Source organism: Streptantibioticus parmotrematis (genome assembly GCF_019890615.1).
Lineage (GTDB): Bacteria > Actinomycetota > Actinomycetes > Streptomycetales > Streptomycetaceae > Streptantibioticus_D > Streptantibioticus_D parmotrematis.
This window is the reverse complement of the sequence record NZ_JAINVZ010000004.1, coordinates 344,296-360,571: the sequence shown is the minus strand read 5'-3', so window position 1 is coordinate 360,571 and position 16,276 is coordinate 344,296. Positions and strand designations below refer to the sequence as shown.

At 73.9% G+C, this 16,276-nt stretch carries 13 protein-coding genes; 4 read left to right on the top strand and 9 right to left on the bottom strand.

Translation table 11 applies throughout. The features are described from left to right. Positions 1 to 494 precede the first annotated feature (494 nt). Positions 495 to 2,366 (bottom strand): S9 family peptidase, encoded by a 1,872-nt coding sequence (locus tag K7472_RS08920; RefSeq protein ID WP_222975857.1) that lies wholly within the window; start codon positions 2,364 to 2,366, stop codon positions 495 to 497. A gap of 521 nt (positions 2,367 to 2,887) precedes the next feature. Here K7472_RS08920 and K7472_RS08915 point away from each other — a divergent pair. Continuing rightward, the gene (locus K7472_RS08915; protein WP_308013822.1) at positions 2,888 to 4,384 is read left to right on the top strand and encodes an SNIPE associated domain-containing protein; all 1,497 of its coding nucleotides are present in this window, start codon (positions 2,888 to 2,890) and stop codon (positions 4,382 to 4,384) included. A gap of 64 nt (positions 4,385 to 4,448) precedes the next feature. Here the strand turns inward: K7472_RS08915 and K7472_RS08910 are convergent, their stop codons facing one another. Beyond that, a complete protein-coding gene (locus K7472_RS08910; protein ID WP_308013821.1) occupies positions 4,449 to 4,922 on the bottom strand; it encodes an SAM-dependent methyltransferase in 474 nt (157 codons plus the stop codon). A 116-nt stretch (positions 4,923 to 5,038) separates the two neighbouring features. Here K7472_RS08910 and K7472_RS33200 point away from each other — a divergent pair, with 116 nt between their 5' ends. Beyond that, positions 5,039 to 5,173: a hypothetical protein gene (locus K7472_RS33200; RefSeq protein WP_289678952.1), complete on the top strand. Its 135-nt coding sequence runs from the start codon at positions 5,039 to 5,041 to the stop codon at positions 5,171 to 5,173. Between the two features lie 35 nt (positions 5,174 to 5,208). Here the strand turns inward: K7472_RS33200 and K7472_RS08905 are convergent, their stop codons facing one another. The 7 genes from K7472_RS08905 to K7472_RS08875 form a co-directional block, all read right to left on the bottom strand. Next, complete coding sequence (locus tag K7472_RS08905) at positions 5,209 to 5,880, bottom strand: DUF1707 SHOCT-like domain-containing protein (protein WP_252395280.1); 672 nt, start codon at positions 5,878 to 5,880, stop codon at positions 5,209 to 5,211. A 51-nt stretch (positions 5,881 to 5,931) separates the two neighbouring features. Continuing rightward, entirely contained in the window at positions 5,932 to 6,162 is a 231-nt protein-coding gene (locus K7472_RS08900; protein ID WP_222975853.1) for a hypothetical protein, read from the bottom strand. Positions 6,163 to 6,228: 66 nt separating this feature from the next. Continuing rightward, positions 6,229 to 7,572, bottom strand: a complete 1,344-nt coding sequence (locus tag K7472_RS08895; RefSeq protein ID WP_222975851.1) for an alpha/beta hydrolase family protein — start codon at positions 7,570 to 7,572, stop codon at positions 6,229 to 6,231. 230 nt (positions 7,573 to 7,802) lie between these two features. Further along, positions 7,803 to 8,456: a hypothetical protein gene (locus K7472_RS08890; protein WP_308013820.1), complete on the bottom strand. Its 654-nt coding sequence runs from the start codon at positions 8,454 to 8,456 to the stop codon at positions 7,803 to 7,805. Between the two features lie 13 nt (positions 8,457 to 8,469). Continuing rightward, a complete protein-coding gene (locus K7472_RS08885; protein ID WP_222975849.1) occupies positions 8,470 to 9,510 on the bottom strand; it encodes a rod shape-determining protein in 1,041 nt (346 codons plus the stop codon). A gap of 360 nt (positions 9,511 to 9,870) precedes the next feature. Then, the gene (locus K7472_RS08880) at positions 9,871 to 11,343 is read right to left on the bottom strand and encodes an MFS transporter (protein ID WP_308013819.1); all 1,473 of its coding nucleotides are present in this window, start codon (positions 11,341 to 11,343) and stop codon (positions 9,871 to 9,873) included. Between the two features lie 149 nt (positions 11,344 to 11,492). Further along, complete coding sequence (locus K7472_RS08875) at positions 11,493 to 11,885, bottom strand: nuclear transport factor 2 family protein (RefSeq protein ID WP_222975847.1); 393 nt, start codon at positions 11,883 to 11,885, stop codon at positions 11,493 to 11,495. Positions 11,886 to 12,089: 204 nt separating this feature from the next. Here K7472_RS08875 and K7472_RS08870 point away from each other — a divergent pair, with 204 nt between their 5' ends. Together K7472_RS08870 and K7472_RS08865 are read left to right on the top strand one after the other, a co-directional pair. Then, complete coding sequence (locus K7472_RS08870; RefSeq protein ID WP_222975845.1) at positions 12,090 to 15,047, top strand: helix-turn-helix transcriptional regulator; 2,958 nt, start codon at positions 12,090 to 12,092, stop codon at positions 15,045 to 15,047. Positions 15,048 to 15,224: 177 nt separating this feature from the next. Then, positions 15,225 to 16,253: an alpha/beta hydrolase gene (locus K7472_RS08865; RefSeq protein ID WP_308013818.1), complete on the top strand. Its 1,029-nt coding sequence runs from the start codon at positions 15,225 to 15,227 to the stop codon at positions 16,251 to 16,253. Positions 16,254 to 16,276 lie beyond the last annotated feature (23 nt).

Here is a 16,276-nt window from a genome sequence, read left to right as displayed (position 1 = left end):
CGGCTCCGGGTCATGGTGGTCCGGTTCCGGCTCCCGGTCATGGTGGTCCGGTCCCGGCTCCGGCTCCGGCTCCGGGCCATGGTGGTCCGGTCCCGGCTCCCGGTCATGGTGGTCCGGTCCCGGCTCCGGCTCCCGGTCACGGTGGCCCGGTCCCGGCTCCCGGTCACGGTGGTCCGGTCCCGGCTCCTCATCGTGCCGGCGTGAGGTGAGCGCGGCCTATAGGGCGAACACGATAGGCGGCTGACCAGCCGACGAGCACGCACGCTTCCCGGGGCAAGGGCCTTCGTCCCTGGCTCCGGGGGGCGGGCCTTCCCTCGAAGCGCGAGCCGCGGCAGGCGCTGTGGAATCTGGCGGGGCAGGTGCGGCCGAGGCGATGGATGCCTTCCTGAAAGACGTGCGTCGGGGCCCCGCCCCCGACCGGTGTGACGTCGAGGTCCCGGCGGTCGGGGAAGAGCTGGCCTTAGACGGCGAGCTGGGCGAGGGTCCGGGCGGGGTCACAGATGGCGGTCCAGGAACGCCCGTATGCGGTGCATGACGTCCGCCTGGTGCGTGGGGTCGGAGAAGATGTGGCCCTCCCCGGCGTAGCGGACGAACTCGTGCGGCACTCCGAAGTGGCGCAGCGCCCGGTGCAGGTACACCGCCTGGGCCACGGGCACGTTGGTGTCCTGTTCGCCGTGCAGGATGAGCACGGGCGCAGTGATGTCCGCGGCGTGGCCGATCGGGCTGACCGCGTCGTGCGGGTGCGGGCCGGGGCTCTCCCAGCCGTGGGAGCCGCTGTATCCGGCCTCCTCGCGGCCGAGTTCGCCGAACGCGGTCTGCATGCCCCAGTCGGCGATGCCCGCGCCGACGACCGCGGCGCGGAAGCGGTCGGTGCGGGCGGCGGCCCAGGCCGCGAGGTAGCCGCCGTGGCTCCAGCCGGCGATCGCCAGCCGGGCGGGGTCGGCGACGCCGTCGGCGGTCAGCTGGTCGATGCCGGCCAGGACGTCGCCGAGTTCGGCGCCCCCGAGGTCGCCGACGACCCGGGCCGCGAAGGCCGGGCCGTGGCCCTGGCTGCCGCGCGGGTTGGGCAGCAGGACGGCGTAGCCTCCGGCCGCCACGTGCTGCGCGGACACGTAGGCGTTGAACTGCAACGCGTCCGCGTACCGTGCGTACGGGCCGCCGTGCACGAGGGCGACCAGGGGCAGCGGTCCGTCCGCCCGGGAACGGCCGGGGGGCAGCACGAGCAGGCCGTCGAGGGGCAGGCCGTCCGGCGCGGTCCACGTCAGACGCTCCTGCGTCCCCCAGTCGACGTCGCGGAACTGCGGCCGAGTGTCGCTGAGTTGACGCGGTCGGCCGTCGGAGCGCAGGACGAACACGTCGTTCGGGGTCTGCGGGCCGCTGATCCGCAGCGCCGTCACACCGCCGTCCCGGTCGGTGGCGAGCGAGGACGCCAGCCCGCGTATCCGGGCGATCTCCTCGAAGTCCCCTGTGGCGGGGCGCAATCGGCGTACCGAGGTGTCGAGCCCGTCGGCGAACAGGGCGAGGGGCCCCGCGCAGGACTGGACGAGTTCGACCGGGCAGATGGTGCCGTCCGGCGTCAAGTCGCGCGGGGGTCCCGGCGTCAGGCCCGGCGGCGGGACCGTGACGTCCAGCACGGTCAGGCCGCCGACGGGCCCGGGAGGGGTGACGCCGAGCAGCGCGACGTGCCACGCGGTCCCGTCGTGCCACCATGCGGGGCAGGACGCGTTCAGCGGCAACGGTCCCATGTCGCGTGCGGTGTCGCGGTGCGGGTCGACGACATGCAGACGGGCGGTGAAGGCGCCGGGTTCCTCGGCGGGCTCGTCCCAGCTGATGACGGCGAGCGCTGCGCCGTCCGGCCGTGCGGCGACCGCCGTCACGTGCCGGTCGCCCGGCGCGGTGAGCCGCCGGGGCGCGATGTCGCCGGGGGCGAGCAGCATCAACCGGTCACCGGCGGGGGTCTCGTCGCCGGTCCAGACCGTGATGCCGTTCTCCGGCTCCTGGTCGTCCGGCTCGCCGAGCAGCACGAGCGGGCCGCCGTCCAGCGCGATCATTTCGCCGACCCAGCCTTCCCACTCGGTCAACGCGACCTGCTCCCCGTCGAGCCCGACACGCACGAGTGCGCCGTCGGCCAGGTGGATCAGCGCGCCGGAGTCAGCGGTCCAGCGTGGCAGCGACACCCGGCGGGCCCCGTCGGTCAGGCGCCGGGCGGAGGCGGACCCGTCGGCGGGAGCCACCCACAACGCGGCGTGCGGTGCTCCCCGCGGCACCACCGGCCCGGTCACCCAGGCCACCCAGCGCCCATCGGGGGAGACGGCCGGCGCCGAGGGCGACCATCCTCCGTGCAGCAGCTCCGGCGTGATCGACATCGTGGGCCCCTCCCCGGTGATCAGGACCCGAGCCTACGGCGAGACATCGCCCGCCTGCGGCACCTTTTTCTGGCCGCATCATGTTTTCCTGGCCGCATCATGCCGACTGCCAGTGGATCACGGCTGGGATCAGTGGACGACCCGAGCAACCGGCTGGATTCCGGTGGCCACCGCGGCGTTCACTCGGGGGCGCTGATCACGCTGTCGGCTCGTCGGCGAGCTCGTCGGCGCCTGGCCCTGACCGGCCCAAGAAGGGCGCGCTTTCGGGCAGGTGGCAGTAACGTCGATTCACTGACCGTCCGCGACGTCGGCGGTACGAAGAGTCGGCATGCCGGACGTCGGCGGTGTGAACGGTGGCATGCCATCGGCCTGTGGGGACGGGCCGGGTGTTGGGGGGTTCGATGCTGTACCGGTTCAATCCGCCTCCGTGCTGGCCTGCGCCTCCGCCGGGATGGGCGCCGCCTCCGGGCTGGCAGCCGGATCCGGCGTGGCCTCCGCCGCCCTCGGGCTGGCAGCTGTGGGTGCCCGACGGCACCGGTGGGGGAAGCACCGGTGGGGGAAGCCCCGTCGAGGCCGGGCTCGGTGTCGAGTACGTGACTCCGTCGGTCGTGCCGCTTCCGCAGGCCCGCCGTGGCGGCCTGTTCGGCAGGCGCCGCCGGGACGAGAACCCGGAGGCCGAACGGCTGCGGGCCTGGGTAGCGAGCACTCAGGGCATGGACGCCCTCCAGGTCCTGGACGCGCTCCAACTGGCGCGCGAGGAAGCCGAGGCGTTGCGCGAAGCCGCCTCAGCCGAGGCGGAACGCCTGCTCGCGGAGGCCAGGGACGAGGTGGCCCGGGAACGGGAAGCGGCGCGGCGGGAGAGGAAGGAGGCCGAGGCCCAGGCGCGGGAGGAGTCCAAGAAGGCGGTCAGGGACGTCGGCCGGGCCAGGAAAGAAGCGGAAGCGCTCCGCAAGGACACCCACCAGGCCAGGGAACGGCTCGCCGAACTCCGGGCGCAGGTGGTGACCACCGACGAGGTGGCGTTGCTCCAGGAGGTCGGCATCTACGCGTACCGGCACCAGTTGCAGGACGCCCTCGCCTACCGCAGCCGTCTCGAGTCGCTCCAGGCCAGGATCAAGACCCTCGCGCGGGAGGGCAACGCGGTGCTGTCGGCGCAGCACTGGACGGTCAACGGTTCCGCGAGCGCCGGGCGCAAGATGGTGCGCGACTTCTCGAAGCTGATGCTCAGGGCGTACAACGCGGAGGCGGACTACGCGGTCCGCACGATGCGCCCGCACCGTCTGGACTCACTCGTCGACCGGCTCTACAAGAGCCGGGAGACCATCGCCAGGCTCGGCGCGACCATGAACATCCGCATCTCCGACGCCTACCACGACGCCCGCGTGCGGGAGCTGCAACTGACCGCGGACTTCCTGCAGAAGAAGGAGGAGGAGAAGGAGGCGCAGCGGGAGATCAGGGCACGCGAACGGGAAGAGGCGGCGGCGCAGCGGGAGTTGGAGCGCGAGCGGGAGAAGCTGAACAAGGAGATGGGCCACTACCAGTCCGCCCTGGAACGACTCCGCCTGCGCGGGGAGGACGACGCGGTGGCGGAGATGGAGGCCAAGCTCGCCGAGATCGAGGAGGCCCTCAGCTCCGTCGAGGCACGCGCCGCCAACGTCCGGGCCGGGTACGTGTACGTCATCTCCAACGTCGGCGCGTTCGGCGACCGCATGGTCAAGATCGGGCTGACGCGGCGCCTGGAGCCTCTGGAGCGCATCTACGAGCTGAGCGGCGCGTCGGTGCCGTTCCGCTTCGACGTCCACGCGTTGATCTTCAGCAAGGACGCCGTCGGCCTGGAGACCCAGTTGCACCGGGAGTTCGCGGATCACCGAGTCAACCGGGTCAACGCCCGCAAGGAGTTCTTCCGCGTCACCCCGGCGGAGGTGCGCGACGCACTCCAGCGGTACGCCGGTCAGCACCTGGTCGAGTTCACCGAGGAGCCGCAGGCGCTGGAGTGGCGGGCCAGCAAGGCGAGTTGATCGCGGACGGCGCCAGAGCCAGGGGCTCGGCGCCGATCCGGTCACACGACGCGGGCCGCAGGCGTCAGTAGTAGCCGCGCATCAGCTCTCGCGACCACTCCGGCTGGGTCACCTCCTGCCTCGGGGCGAACTCCGCCATGTACGGCTTGATGTCGAGGACCGGGGTACCCGCGACCGCGTCGAGGCCGCTGACGTGCAGGTCCAGGCCGTCCACCCGGTGCAGGCGGCAGCGGGACAGGCCCAGGCGGTTGGGGCGGTTCTTGCCGCGCTGCGCGAAGATGCCGACCAGCGGCCAGTCGGGGTTGCCCCGGGGCCGCCGGGCGCCGGTCTCGATCTTCTCCGGCGGTACGCGGTCGAAGTGGAAGACCACCTCGATGTGCGAGAAGGCGTCCAGGCCGTACAGCGCCTCCGGCGTGAAACGCGAGGCGTCCAGGCGGATCACCGCCTCCACGTCCTGCCACGCGTCGTCGAAGACCTCCGCCCGGCCGCCGACCACGTGCGCCACCGATTCCACGACCACCGTGCCGTCGTCGCTCACAGCAACTCCCCCTTGAAGCATGTGCCTTGGGCGCGTCCTGTACCCGCCCGGCCCGATCCTCGCACCCGCTCCGTCCGCCACGTCATCCGGGCCGGGCGCGCGGTAGCCTGCGAGATATGAACGCCGGACCGAAGCGGCAACGCGAGCGGGGCATGGCCGGCCTGCTGGGCGCGATGGTGACGGCACGGGCCCTCGCGGTCGGCGTGATCCTCCTGGTGATGCTGGCACTGCTGCTCGTACGGCTGGTGTGAACGCGCCGGCCCATCTCGGGCAGGCCCCGGGTCGCCTACTTGGACTTGGGCTGGCGGCGCAGGAGCCAGGCCCAGAAGCCCCGGCGCGGGCCGCGGACGACGACGTTGCCGCTGCGGATGCTGCCGCTCATGGTGACCGTCAGCCTGCGCGGCAGGGCGGGGTCGGGGTGGACGCGGTGGCGGATGCTGCCGCTGCGGACGGTCACGGCGTCGACGTCGACCATCACGTCGGGCGGCACGACCAGCCGCACGTTGCCGCTGCGCACCGAGATCGCCAGGTCCAGCTCGGGGTGGGCGATGGCGGCGGCGGTCAGGTCGATCGTCACGTTGCCGCTGGTGGTCTCCACCTCCAGCCTGCGCGGGACCGCCCACGGGCCGCCGCGCTCCAGATTGCCGCTGGTGGCCTGGAGACGGACCAGGTCCTTGGCCGGGACGGCGGTGACCGTGACGGGCGCGAGGCTGCCCGGGGCGGACTCGGCGGGCAGGTCGCGCAGCAGGACCTCCAGCTCACCGTAGGTGCGGGCGGTCAGCGCGGTCTCCAGGCGCTCGTCCAGCTCCTCCGCCGTGAGCCGACCGTCGCCCGCCGCGACCCGCAGTCGTTCCACCACGCGGTCGCGGTCGTCGTGCGAGGCCCGCAGTTCGCGCCGGTCCGGCACCATCCCGCCATCGGCTTCGCGCCGGTCCGGCAGCCTCTCGCCATCAGCCATGGCCCGCACTGTATCCGGCGCGGCGCCAGGCGTCGCCGGGCTGTCGCTCGTCTACTCGTCCGGGAGGTGGTCCCAGATCTCGCCTTCCTCCACCAGGTAGAAACCGGCCTCCCGAGCGATCTGCCGGGCCTGGGCCTTGCTGCGCAACGCGGCTTCCACATGGGGATCGGAGGTGGACTTCCCCGGGGCGGGCGTGGTGTGCCACACCTCGTAGACGACGCGGCCGTCCGCGTCGCGCATGAGGATCATCAGGGGGGCGTCCGCCTCCGGCTTGTCTCCCATAAATGGACAATATCTCTCATTGTCCTGGTTTGCATCGCTGTGCGCTACGGCGTCACCACCGAGCGCTCACCGTCCGCCGCCTGTCCCACCGGACGGCCCGGACGACCCGGCCCCGTCGGCGGCGCCCGCGAAGCGGAACTGCGGGTAGCGGGGGGACGGCCCGTCGAGCAGCGTGCCGGGACGGCCGCGCAGCCAGCGGTCGAAGAACGCGCCGAGGTACGCCTCCTGCGCGGCCACCGCCCGCGCCGGATCGGCCGTGCCGACCAGCCCGGTGACCGTGGAACGCGGCAGCCCCAGCTGCCGGGCGGCCTGCGGGACCATCGACTCCGCGTCGGTGAACGACGCGTGCTGACCGCCCAGCAGCGTCAGGTCGCGCCGCCAGCCGCCACTGCGCTCCCACAGCAGCCCCCAGGACGGCACGGTCGTGTGGTCGTCGCCCTCCTCGCCCATCAGCATGAACGGCTTGTCCAGCCCGGAGCGCGCGACCGGGAACGGGTTGCCCGGCGTGTGGTCGCCCTGCTCGTACGCCAGGACGCCGTCCATGTCGACGCCCGCCGACAGGCGCGGGTCCTCGTGCATCGTCTCCAGCGCCGCCATGCCGCCCGCCGACTGGCCGAACATGCCGATCCGGTGCGGGTCCAGGGCCCCGGCGAGGCCGCGGGGCAGCTTCCGTCCGTCCGCGTCCGGGTCGTGGCCGGCGGCGAGCGCGTCCACCGCGTCCAGCACGGACCGGGTGTCGGCGACCCGCGCGTCCAGGACCTCGCGCAGCAACGCGGTCACCTTCGCCGGGTCGCCCCCGGTCGCCGCGAGCGCCGCCGGGAGCACGGACTTCTCGACCCGCCCGCCGGGGAACTCCACCGCCGAGGCGTCGTAGGTGTGGTCGATGGTGACGACGACGTAGCCGTGGCTGGCCAGCTCGTCGCTCAGTGTCGTGCCGAGGGTGCGCGGGTCGCCGACGCCGGGGGAGTAGAGCACCACCGGCAGCCGCCCGCGCCCGCGTGCCACCGGAGCGCCCTCGTGCGCGTACGACAACGTGCCCGCCCAGTCCACCGTCCCCCGCGGGATCTTCCCGCCGAAGTTGTTGAGCGCGTCGAACCCGGCCGCCGCGCCCGGCAGCATCTGCGGTGCGCGGGGACAACGGTCGGCGTCGAGCGCCGGGTACCGCACGCTCACCATCAGCTCCCGGTACGGCACCGAGGGCACCCAGGGGTCCTTGCGGGAGCGGTCCACCAGGTGCAGGTCCACGGTGCCGACCTGGTCGGGGCCGGTTGGCCGGGGCAGGGTGAGGTGGGCCTGCGCGGCGGTGGCGGAGGCCGCTCCGGTCCGCGGGGCGGCGGTGGCCGGGGAGGCGGTGAGGGCGGTGGCCGTGAGCGCGGTGACGGTGAGCGCGGCGGCGCACAGGTTTGCCATGCGGCGCCTGGTCGTGCCTGAACCCGCTTGTGCGAAAGGCGGATTGACGGGCTGTTGGTCGGCGGTGGACATGGGTTCCCCGTTCGGCTGCGCGTGATGGCGGTGGTGCACGTGTGATGTGCCCGGACGGCTTCCAGGGTCCCGGCGGGCGTGGTGCGGAGGCCATCCGGCGGTCCGCAGAACGGGGTTCGGGTTATCCCCCGGTGGCCGCCCCCGCGCCGGACGGCCCGTCAGTGGCCGCCGATGACCTTCACCATGACGATGCCGAAGCCGATCACCATGTCCGCCGCACCCGCGAGCAGCGCCGCGAGGCGTCCCTCGCCCATCCGCAGGCCGGTCACCGTGCTCCACACGAACAACTCGGCCAGGTCCAGCCCGCAGGCGATGTACATCGCGACCGGCAGGCTCATCAGGCCCAGCGCGGAGACGCCGGTGAACACCAGCGGGCCGACCGCGCTGAGCAGCAGCGGGCTGCTGGTGTACAGCATCTGCCGGAACTCCTCGCTGCGGGCGTAGCGGTGGGCCACCGCCCGGTGCGCCTGCTGGTCGGCGACGAAGGTGGCCAGCCACACGCCGATCGAGGTGCCGAGGATCGACCACACCGCGTCGCCGTGGTCCGCGGTGCCCCCGACCGCCAGGGACACCACGACCGCGAGCATGGTGATCGTCGCGTAGACGCGTTCCTTGAGGCGCTCCTTGAGCAGGACGTTCGCGAGGATGGGCTGCGTGAAGGCCGGACCGCCCAGGTCGGAGCCGCCGGAGCCCGGGCTGTCGGAACCGCCGGGCCCCGGGCCCTCGGAGGCCGAGGCGGCATCGTCGGGCCCGTCCGCGTCCCGTGGTGGCCGCTGCGCCCCGGCGTCGTCGCCCGGTGTGCTGTCCGGCACGGCGTCGGCCGCCTCAGCCGATCGACTGCACCGACTCCAGGGCCATCGGCCGCGCCTTGCCCTCCACCATCGCGCCGAGCCCGCGCACCGCACAGTTGCCGGGGCTGTCGGCGACGACCAGCGGCATGCCCGTGGTCGTCCGCAGCATGGTGTCGAGACCGGGCAGCAGCGCGCTCCCGCCGGCGAGCGTGATGCCCCGGTCGGCGAGGTCGGCGACCAGGTCGGGCGGGCAGCGGCGCAGCACCGCGCGGATGCCGTCGAGCACGGAGTTGAGCGGGGTGCGGATCGCCAGCCGGACGCTCTCGGTGTCCACCCGCACCGAACGCGCCAGCGCGCTCGCCGCGTCCATGCCGTGCACCTCGATGCTGGACGGGCCCTGGCCGGTCGCCGTGGTCTCCAGCATCCGGTGCAGCGGGCGGACCGCCTGGCTGGGGAGCATCAGGGCGTGCTGGTTGCGCAGGTGCTGGATGACGGCGCGGTCGATGACCTCGCCGCCGACCGGGATGGTCTCGGCCGCCACGATCGCGCCCAGCGACAGCACCGCGATCTGGGTGGTGGCCGCTCCGCACACCACGATCATCGTGGCCTCCGGGTACTCCACCGGCAGGCCGCAGCCGACCGCCGCCGCGATCAGCGTGTCCACCAGCTCGACCCGGCGGGCGCCGAGACCGGTGAGGGTCTCGACGGCCGCGCGCTGGGCCATCGGCTCGCTGCCGTGCGGCACGCAGACGGCCGCGCGCATGATCGGCTTGCGCCGCCACGCCTTGCTGAGCTTGTCGCCGATCAGGTGCCGCAGCATGCGCTGCGCCATCTCGACGTCGACCACGATGCCGCTGGCGATCGGGCGGACCACGCGGATGTGGTCGGGGGTACGGCCGATCATCCGCTCTGCGGTCTCGCCGACCGCGACCAGCGATCCGGTGTGGCAGTCCACGGCGGCGACGCTGGGCTCGTCCACGACGAGGCCGGTGTTCTTGAGGTAGACCCTGGTCCTGGCGGCTCCGAGATCCACGGCTACGGAGCAGCGGCGCAACTGGTCGAGGCTGGCGGTCATGGTCTGTCGAACCTGCCCTTGGTCGGTCCATCCTGCCCGGGTGCCCCGCCGGGGTGCCGTCGGGCGGCCGCCGTTCGGTGGCTGCCGTCCGGTGGCCTTCCGCCCGGGGTGTCGTTCGGCCGAATTTTCGGACGATATGTCAGCCATGTTCCATGGGGCGGGCGTTGCGTAATCCGCCGCCCGGGGAAATCCGCCGGAAAATGCGCCGGTTGGGTGAGCGCACGCGGGGGCGGGCGGCGGCCGGGCCGACGTCAGGAACCTCCCGCGCCTCCCCGGTGGCCCCCGCCCGCCCCCGCCGTCCGCCCGCCCTGCCCCCGCACCGGTGCCGCCCGGCCCTGCCGCGAATCCGCCCCGGTGCCGTCACTCCGCCGGTGTCCGCTCGCGCCCGGCGGCCATCACCGCGTACGCCACCGCGAGGAGCGCCTCCAGGCCGGTCAGCGCGGCGATCGCCAGGCCGAACGCGTGCGGGTAGGCGTCCGGGCGGCCGGTGCCCAGGGCGTCGTAGAAGACGATGCCGATGAGCGCCACGCCCAGCGCGTTGCCGACCTGCTGGACGGTGGCGACGACGCCGGAGGCGGTGCCGACCAGCCGGGGCGCCACGCGTTCCATCACCGCCGAGGTCATCGGCGCGATGACCACGCCCATGCCGACGCCGTCCACGAACATCCCCGGGCCCAGCCACCACACGCTGCCGCTCGTCCCGGCGTCGTGCGCCGCGAGCCCGGTCAGCGCCAGCCCCGCCGCCATCAGCAGCATCCCGGCGGGCAGGGTGCGGCGGCCGAGCCGGGCGGCGATCAGGTGCGCGGTGGTCGAGGTGAGCAGGTAGCCGCCGCCGATGGTGACGAAGACCAGTCCCGAGCGCAGCGCGTCCAGCCCCCGCCCCTGCTGGAGGTAGAGCGCCAGCACCAGGAAGAACGACGCCTGGCCGCACCAGAACAGAAGCTGCGTCAGCAGGCCGAGCGCCAGCGGGCGGTCGCGCAGCAGCGCGGTGTCGACCAGCGGGTCGCCGTCGCGGCGGCTGAGCCGGTGCTGGTACGCGCCGAAGACCGCGAAGAGCACGGCCGACCCGGCCAGGCACGCCCACGTCCACGCGGGCCAGCCCTGCGCCCGCCCCTGGATCAGCGGCAGCACGAGCGCCACCAGCGCGCCGGTGCACAGCGCGACGCCCAGCGGGTCGAGCCGGGGTCGCCGCGGCGCGCGGGACTCCGGCAGCGCGCGCCCCACCAGCGGCAGGGTGACCAGGCCCACGGGGAGGTTGATCAGGAAGCACGCCCGCCAGTCGAGACCGAACAGGTCGGCCCTGATGAGCAGGCCGCCGATGAGCTGGCCGAAGACGGCGCCGAGGCCCATCGTCAGGCCGTACGCGCTGAACGCCCTGGCCCGCGCCCTGCCGGTCCACGCGGTGCCCAGGATCGCCAGCACCTGCGGGCCGGTGAGGGCCGCGGCCACGCCCTGCGCCAGGCGGGCGGCGATCAGGGTCCCGGCGCTCGGCGCGACACCGCAGGCCACGGAGGCGGCGGTGAACAGCGCCAGGCCGATCGCGAAGACCCTTCTTCGGCCCGCGACGTCGCCGATCCGGCCGGAGGTGATCAGCCCGGCGGCCAGCGCCAGCCCGAACCCGGCCACCACCCACTGCACGGCGGCCGTCCCCGCGTGCAGGTCGCGCTGCACGTCGGGCAGCGCGACGTTGACGATGAAGAAGTCGAGCGCGGTCATGAAGGTCGCGGCGAGCAGCACGACGAGGGTGAGGGCGGACGGCCGTCCCGCCGTCGCGCGTTCCTCGCGGGGCGCGCGACGGCGCGTTCCGGCGAGGGGTCTGAGGGCAGTGGACACGGCGGGGCTCCTTGGCTCCTGGTGGGCGAACGGGACGGGGCGGGCGGGGCAGGTGGCGCGGTGGCGGGGGCCGGGCGGCGGCCTCCGGGGGCTTGCGGGGCGCGGGCGACGCGGTCGGCGGGGTGGGCCGGCGCGTCGCCCGCGGCGCCTCACATCGCCGGGACCTTGTCCAGGAAGCCGTGGACCGCGGTCAGCCGCAGCGCGTCCGGGCCGCCCTCGGCGCCGTCCAGCACGGCCACGTCGAAGCCGACGACCAGCGCCTCGCCGTCCTTCGGCCCCAACTCCCAGGTGAAACGGGCCAGATGGTGGTGCGCGTCGACCGGGCCCGCGAGCCGGAAGACCAGGTCGGGGAACTGCGCCCGCACCGCGGCGATCGTGGCGTCGATCGCCTCGGGGCCCTCGGCCACCGCGAGCGGGTCCACGTAGCTGCCGTCCTCCGTCCACAGCGCCTCGACCATCGCGCGCCGGGCGGTCGGGTCGGCCTCGTTCCAGGTGTCGATGTAGCGCTCGATCAGGGCGCGGGCGTTGTCCGCAGTGCTCATGGGACGGTCCTTCCGGTTCTTGTCCGCGAGGCGTTCTCGCAGGTCAAGACGGTACGGAGGACGGCGGGACGCGGAATCCGTCACGCTTAGGCAATCGCGGCGCGCGCACAGGTACGTCGCTGCGTCGCCCGGCTGATCGCTTAGGTATCCGCCGCCCTGCTAATGGCTTCGACCGCCTTCGTGCGGTGCCCGTAGGCTGCGGACATGCCGGTCACGCTGTACGGGAGAGAGTACGAACAGGCGGTCGTCGACGGGCTGCTGGCCGACGCGCGCCGGGGGACCAGCGGCGTGCTGGTGCTGCGCGGCGAGCCGGGCATCGGCAAGACCGCGCTGCTCGACCACGCCGCCGACGCCGCGACCGGCCACGGCATGCGGCTGATCCGCGCCACCGGCGTCGAGTACGAGGCCGAACTCCCCTTCGCCGCACTGCACTTGCTGCTCGGCGCCGACTTCGGACGACTGGCCGCCGCCCTGCCGGAGCCCCAACGCCGCGCCCTGGAAGGCGCGTTCGGGCTCACCGCCGCGAGCGGCGCTCCGCGCTCCTCCGACCGGCTGCTCACCGGTCTCGCCGTCCTCACCCTCCTCGCCGAACTCGCCGAGGAGCAGCCCCTGTTGTGCGTGGTGGACGACGCGCAGTGGCTGGACCACGCCTCCACCGAGGCACTGCTGCTGGCCGCGCGCCGCCTTCAGGCCGAGCCGGTGGCGCTGCTGTTCGCCGCACGCGAGGGGGAGGGCGCCTTCCCCGCGCGAGGACTGCCCGAGCTGCGGCTCGAAGGACTGACGGCCGAGGCGTCCGGGCGGCTGCTCGACGCGCGCTCGGCGGCCTGTGCCGCACCGACGCCCGCCGTGCGCGCCCGGCTGCTCGCCGAGGCCCACGGCAATCCGCTCGCGCTCACCGAACTCCCGCTCGCCCTCGCCGCCGAGACACGCGCCGCCGGGACACGCGCCGCCGAGACCGGCGCCACCGCACCCGAACCGTCCGGCCCGGCCACGTCGCTCGGCCCCGCGGGCGCGGTGCCGCTGACCACCCGGCTCCAGATCGCGTTCCACGGCCAGGTCAGCAGGCTGCCCGCGGCCACCCAGACGCTGCTGCTGCTCGCGGCGGCCGAGGAGAACGGCGACCCGGAGGTGCTGCGCCGCGCCGCCGGTCACCTGGGCCTGGCCATCGACGACCTGGGCCCGGCCGAGGACGCCGGGCTGGTACGGCTGGTCGGGCGGGTCGCGTTCCGCCATCCGCTGCTGCGCGCCGCCGTCTACCAGCGCGCCCCGCTCGCCCAGCGCATCGCCGCCCATCGCGCGCTGGCCGACGCCCTCGACACTGCGGGCCCGGGCGGCGGCGACACCGAGAACGCCGACCGCCGCGCCTGGCACCTGGCGATCGCCGCGCCGGGCCCCGACGAGGAGATCGCGCGGGCGCTGGAGCGGGCCGCGTTCCGGGCGCACGAACGCGGCGGCCACGCCGAGGCCGCCGCCGCCATCGAACGCGCCGCCCGCCTCACCCCCGACCCGGCCACCGCCGCCCGCCGCTGGACGCTCGCCGCCGAAGCCGCCCTGGAGTCCGGCGACCTCGCGCACGCCCACACCCTCGCCGCCCGCGCGGAAGCCAGGATCACGGCGAACGGCCCCGGAGACCCGGAACAAGGCGCGGACCCCGGCGGCCCCGGCACCGGACTGGCCGCGGACGGCTCCGCGGCCGCCCTGCTGCGCACCCTGCGCCACGTCCAGGCGACCGCCCGCTTCCTCCAGGGCGACTTCCCGTCCGCCTGCCGCCTGCTCGTACGGAACGCGGAGACCACCGCCCCCGCCGATCCCCAGCAGGCCGCCCGGATGCTGCTCCAGGCCTTCCACGCCGCCTGGTACCTCGGTGAGGAGCCGCTGCGCGAGGTCACCGGCGCGCTCGCCGCGCTCGACCTGCCGGAGCAGGACGCCGTCGGCCCGCTCGCCCGCTACGTGGTCGCCGCCGTCCGCCCGGTGCTGGGCGAGCCGTCCGGCCCGCTGCCCGGGGTGGACGAGACGGTGGAGACGGCACGACGCAACGGCGCCATGGTGCCGTGGGACGTGGTGCAGGTCTGCGGCGCCTCGCTGATCCTCGGGCGGGACGCCGAGACCTACCGGCTGGCCGCCGCCCTCGCCGCCGACGCCCGCGCCCGCGGTGGCTTCGGCCAGCTGCCGACCATCCTGTTCTTCCTCGCCGAGGCGGAGCTGTTCCACGGCCGCCCCCGCGACGCCCTGGCCGGTGCCACCGAGGCGCTGCGCATCGCCCGCGACACCGGGCAGCGGCAGTGGACCAGCCAGCTGACCGCCTTCCTCGCCCACCTCGCCGCCGTCGAGGGCGACGCGGACGCCTGCCGCCGCCTCGCCGACGAGGCGCTCGCCGTCACCGGCCAGGGCGCCGCGGCGGCGATCGCCCCCGGCACGCCCTGGGCCCAGTGGGCGCTGGGCCTGCTCGACCTGGGCGCGGGCCGGGCGCGGGAGGCGCTGGACCGGCTGGAGGCCCTGGCGAACGGGCCGATGCGCCACCACGTCTCCGCGACCCGGGCGATCCCGGACCTGGTGGAGGCGGCGGTACGGCTGGGCTGCCCGGAGCGCGCCGCCGGTCCGCTGGCGTACTTCCGGCGCTGGGCGGAACTGACCGGCCAACCGTGGGCCGAGGCGCTGGCCCTGCGCTGCCGGGCGCTGGTCGCGGAGGCCGACGACGAGGCGCAGACGTCGTACGAACGGGCGCTGGCGCTCTACGGGGGCGACACCGGGGGCGAGCGGCCCTTCGAGCGGGCCCGCACCGCGCTGCTGCACGGCGAGTGGCTGCGCCGGGGCCGCCGCAGGACGCGGGCCAGGGTGCCGCTGCGCGAGGCCATCGAGGTCTTCGAGCGCCTGGGCGCCACGCCGTGGGCCGAGCGGGCCAGGGCCGAGCTGGACGCCACGGGCGAGTCGGTCCCGCGCGGCGGTGCGGCCGGGCCGGCCGGGCTGACGCCGCAGGAGTCGCAGATCGTGCGGCTGGCGGCACGCGGGCTGTCGAACCGGGACATCGCCGCGCAGTTGTTCCTCAGCCCCCGCACGGTCGGCTACCACCTCTACAAGGCGTATCCGAAACTCGGTGTGGCGGCCCGCGGTGAACTCGCGGATCTTCCGGAACTCGCGGAACTCGCGGGACCCGCCGCATGACGGATGGTGATTTCCGTCGCGTTGTGTTCCTGTCCCCTTCCTGTGTGTGACCTTCGCGCGCCCTGTTACCAACCTATGACGTAATTCATGGGCCCGATGGGCATCCGCCCGGCGGCTTTTCGCATCTCACATGAAGAAATCGGACCCGTGTGCGTTGATGTGAGGAAGCAAGATCCGGTGGAGCGATCCGTGAAGAAGCGCTGGCTGACGGTGTTCGTCGCCCTGTTGTCGTTGGGGCTGATCGCTGGGTGCAGCGATCAGGGGGACCCCGTCTCGTTCGGCGCCCCGAGTTCGTCGGCGAGCGGCGCACCCGGCGGATCGGCGGACACCCCGCCGGCCGGTGGCGCCTCGCTCGCCCAGATGGCCACCGGGCCGCAGGCCACGTGGAAGGTGCAGCGCACCGTGGAGGCGGCCGACAACACCAAGATCGCCGTCACCACGTACCACGGCCCCAAGTCCGGCTTCACCGGCAAGGTGTGGGTGTGGGCGCCGCCCGCGTACTTCCAGAAGGAGAACGCGAACAAGGGCTTCCCCGTCATGATCGCCCTGCCGGGCGGTCTCGGGTATCCGAACAACTACTGGTTCGGCGCCGACCTGAAGCTCCAGGAGGACTTCTACAAGTGGACGCAGGAGGGCAAGGCGCTGCCCTTCATTGTCGTCATGCCGGTGCTCAATCCGGACAAGCAGTACCACGACTGCAGTGACATTCCGGGTTCCGAGAAGATGGGCACCTGGCTCACCGAGGACGTGCCGAACCTCGTGCGGGAGAATTTCCGGACGCTGAAGACGCGGGACGGCTGGGGTTACATGGGTTCGTCCTCCGGCGGATTCTGCTCGCTCAAGAGCGTCCTGCAGTACCCGGACCGCTTCAAGGCGGCGATCCCCTCCGGTCCCGACATCGTTCCGGACTCCCCGCTGTGGCACGGCGACGTGGCCGCGATGCGCGCCAACAACCCGGAGTACCTGGCCTCGCGGCTGATCAAGAAGGGCGGCCCGGACGTCTACCTGGGCTTCCAGGTCGGTACCACCGAGGTCAGCGACATGGCTCAGGTGAAGAAGTTCATCAAGCAGTACGGCAAGGGCCCGGTGCACACCAGGCTCCAGGTGATCGGCGCGGGCGAGCACAACGCCGCCAGCTACACCCGGGGCATGGACGAGGGCACGATCCAGTGGATCAGCGAGCAGATGCAGGGCCCGAGCACCTGACCCGTACCGCCGGGGCGTCCGCT

Excerpts from the sequence above, each read along its gene's own strand:
- K7472_RS08920 (WP_222975857.1), bottom strand. The coding sequence starts at position 2,366 with ATGTCGATCACGCCGGAGCTGCTGCACGGAGGATGGTCGCCCTCGGCG.
- K7472_RS33200 (WP_289678952.1), top strand. The coding sequence starts at position 5,039 with ATGAACGCCGGACCGAAGCGGCAACGCGAGCGGGGCATGGCCGGCCTG.
- K7472_RS08905 (WP_252395280.1), bottom strand. The coding sequence starts at position 5,880 with ATGGCTGATGGCGAGAGGCTGCCGGACCGGCGCGAAGCCGATGGCGGG.
- K7472_RS08900 (WP_222975853.1), bottom strand. The coding sequence starts at position 6,162 with ATGGGAGACAAGCCGGAGGCGGACGCCCCCCTGATGATCCTCATGCGC.
- K7472_RS08895 (WP_222975851.1), bottom strand. The coding sequence starts at position 7,572 with ATGGCAAACCTGTGCGCCGCCGCGCTCACCGTCACCGCGCTCACGGCC.
- K7472_RS08885 (WP_222975849.1), bottom strand. The coding sequence starts at position 9,510 with ATGACCGCCAGCCTCGACCAGTTGCGCCGCTGCTCCGTAGCCGTGGAT.
- K7472_RS08875 (WP_222975847.1), bottom strand. The coding sequence starts at position 11,885 with ATGAGCACTGCGGACAACGCCCGCGCCCTGATCGAGCGCTACATCGAC.
- K7472_RS08870 (WP_222975845.1), top strand. The coding sequence starts at position 12,090 with ATGCCGGTCACGCTGTACGGGAGAGAGTACGAACAGGCGGTCGTCGAC.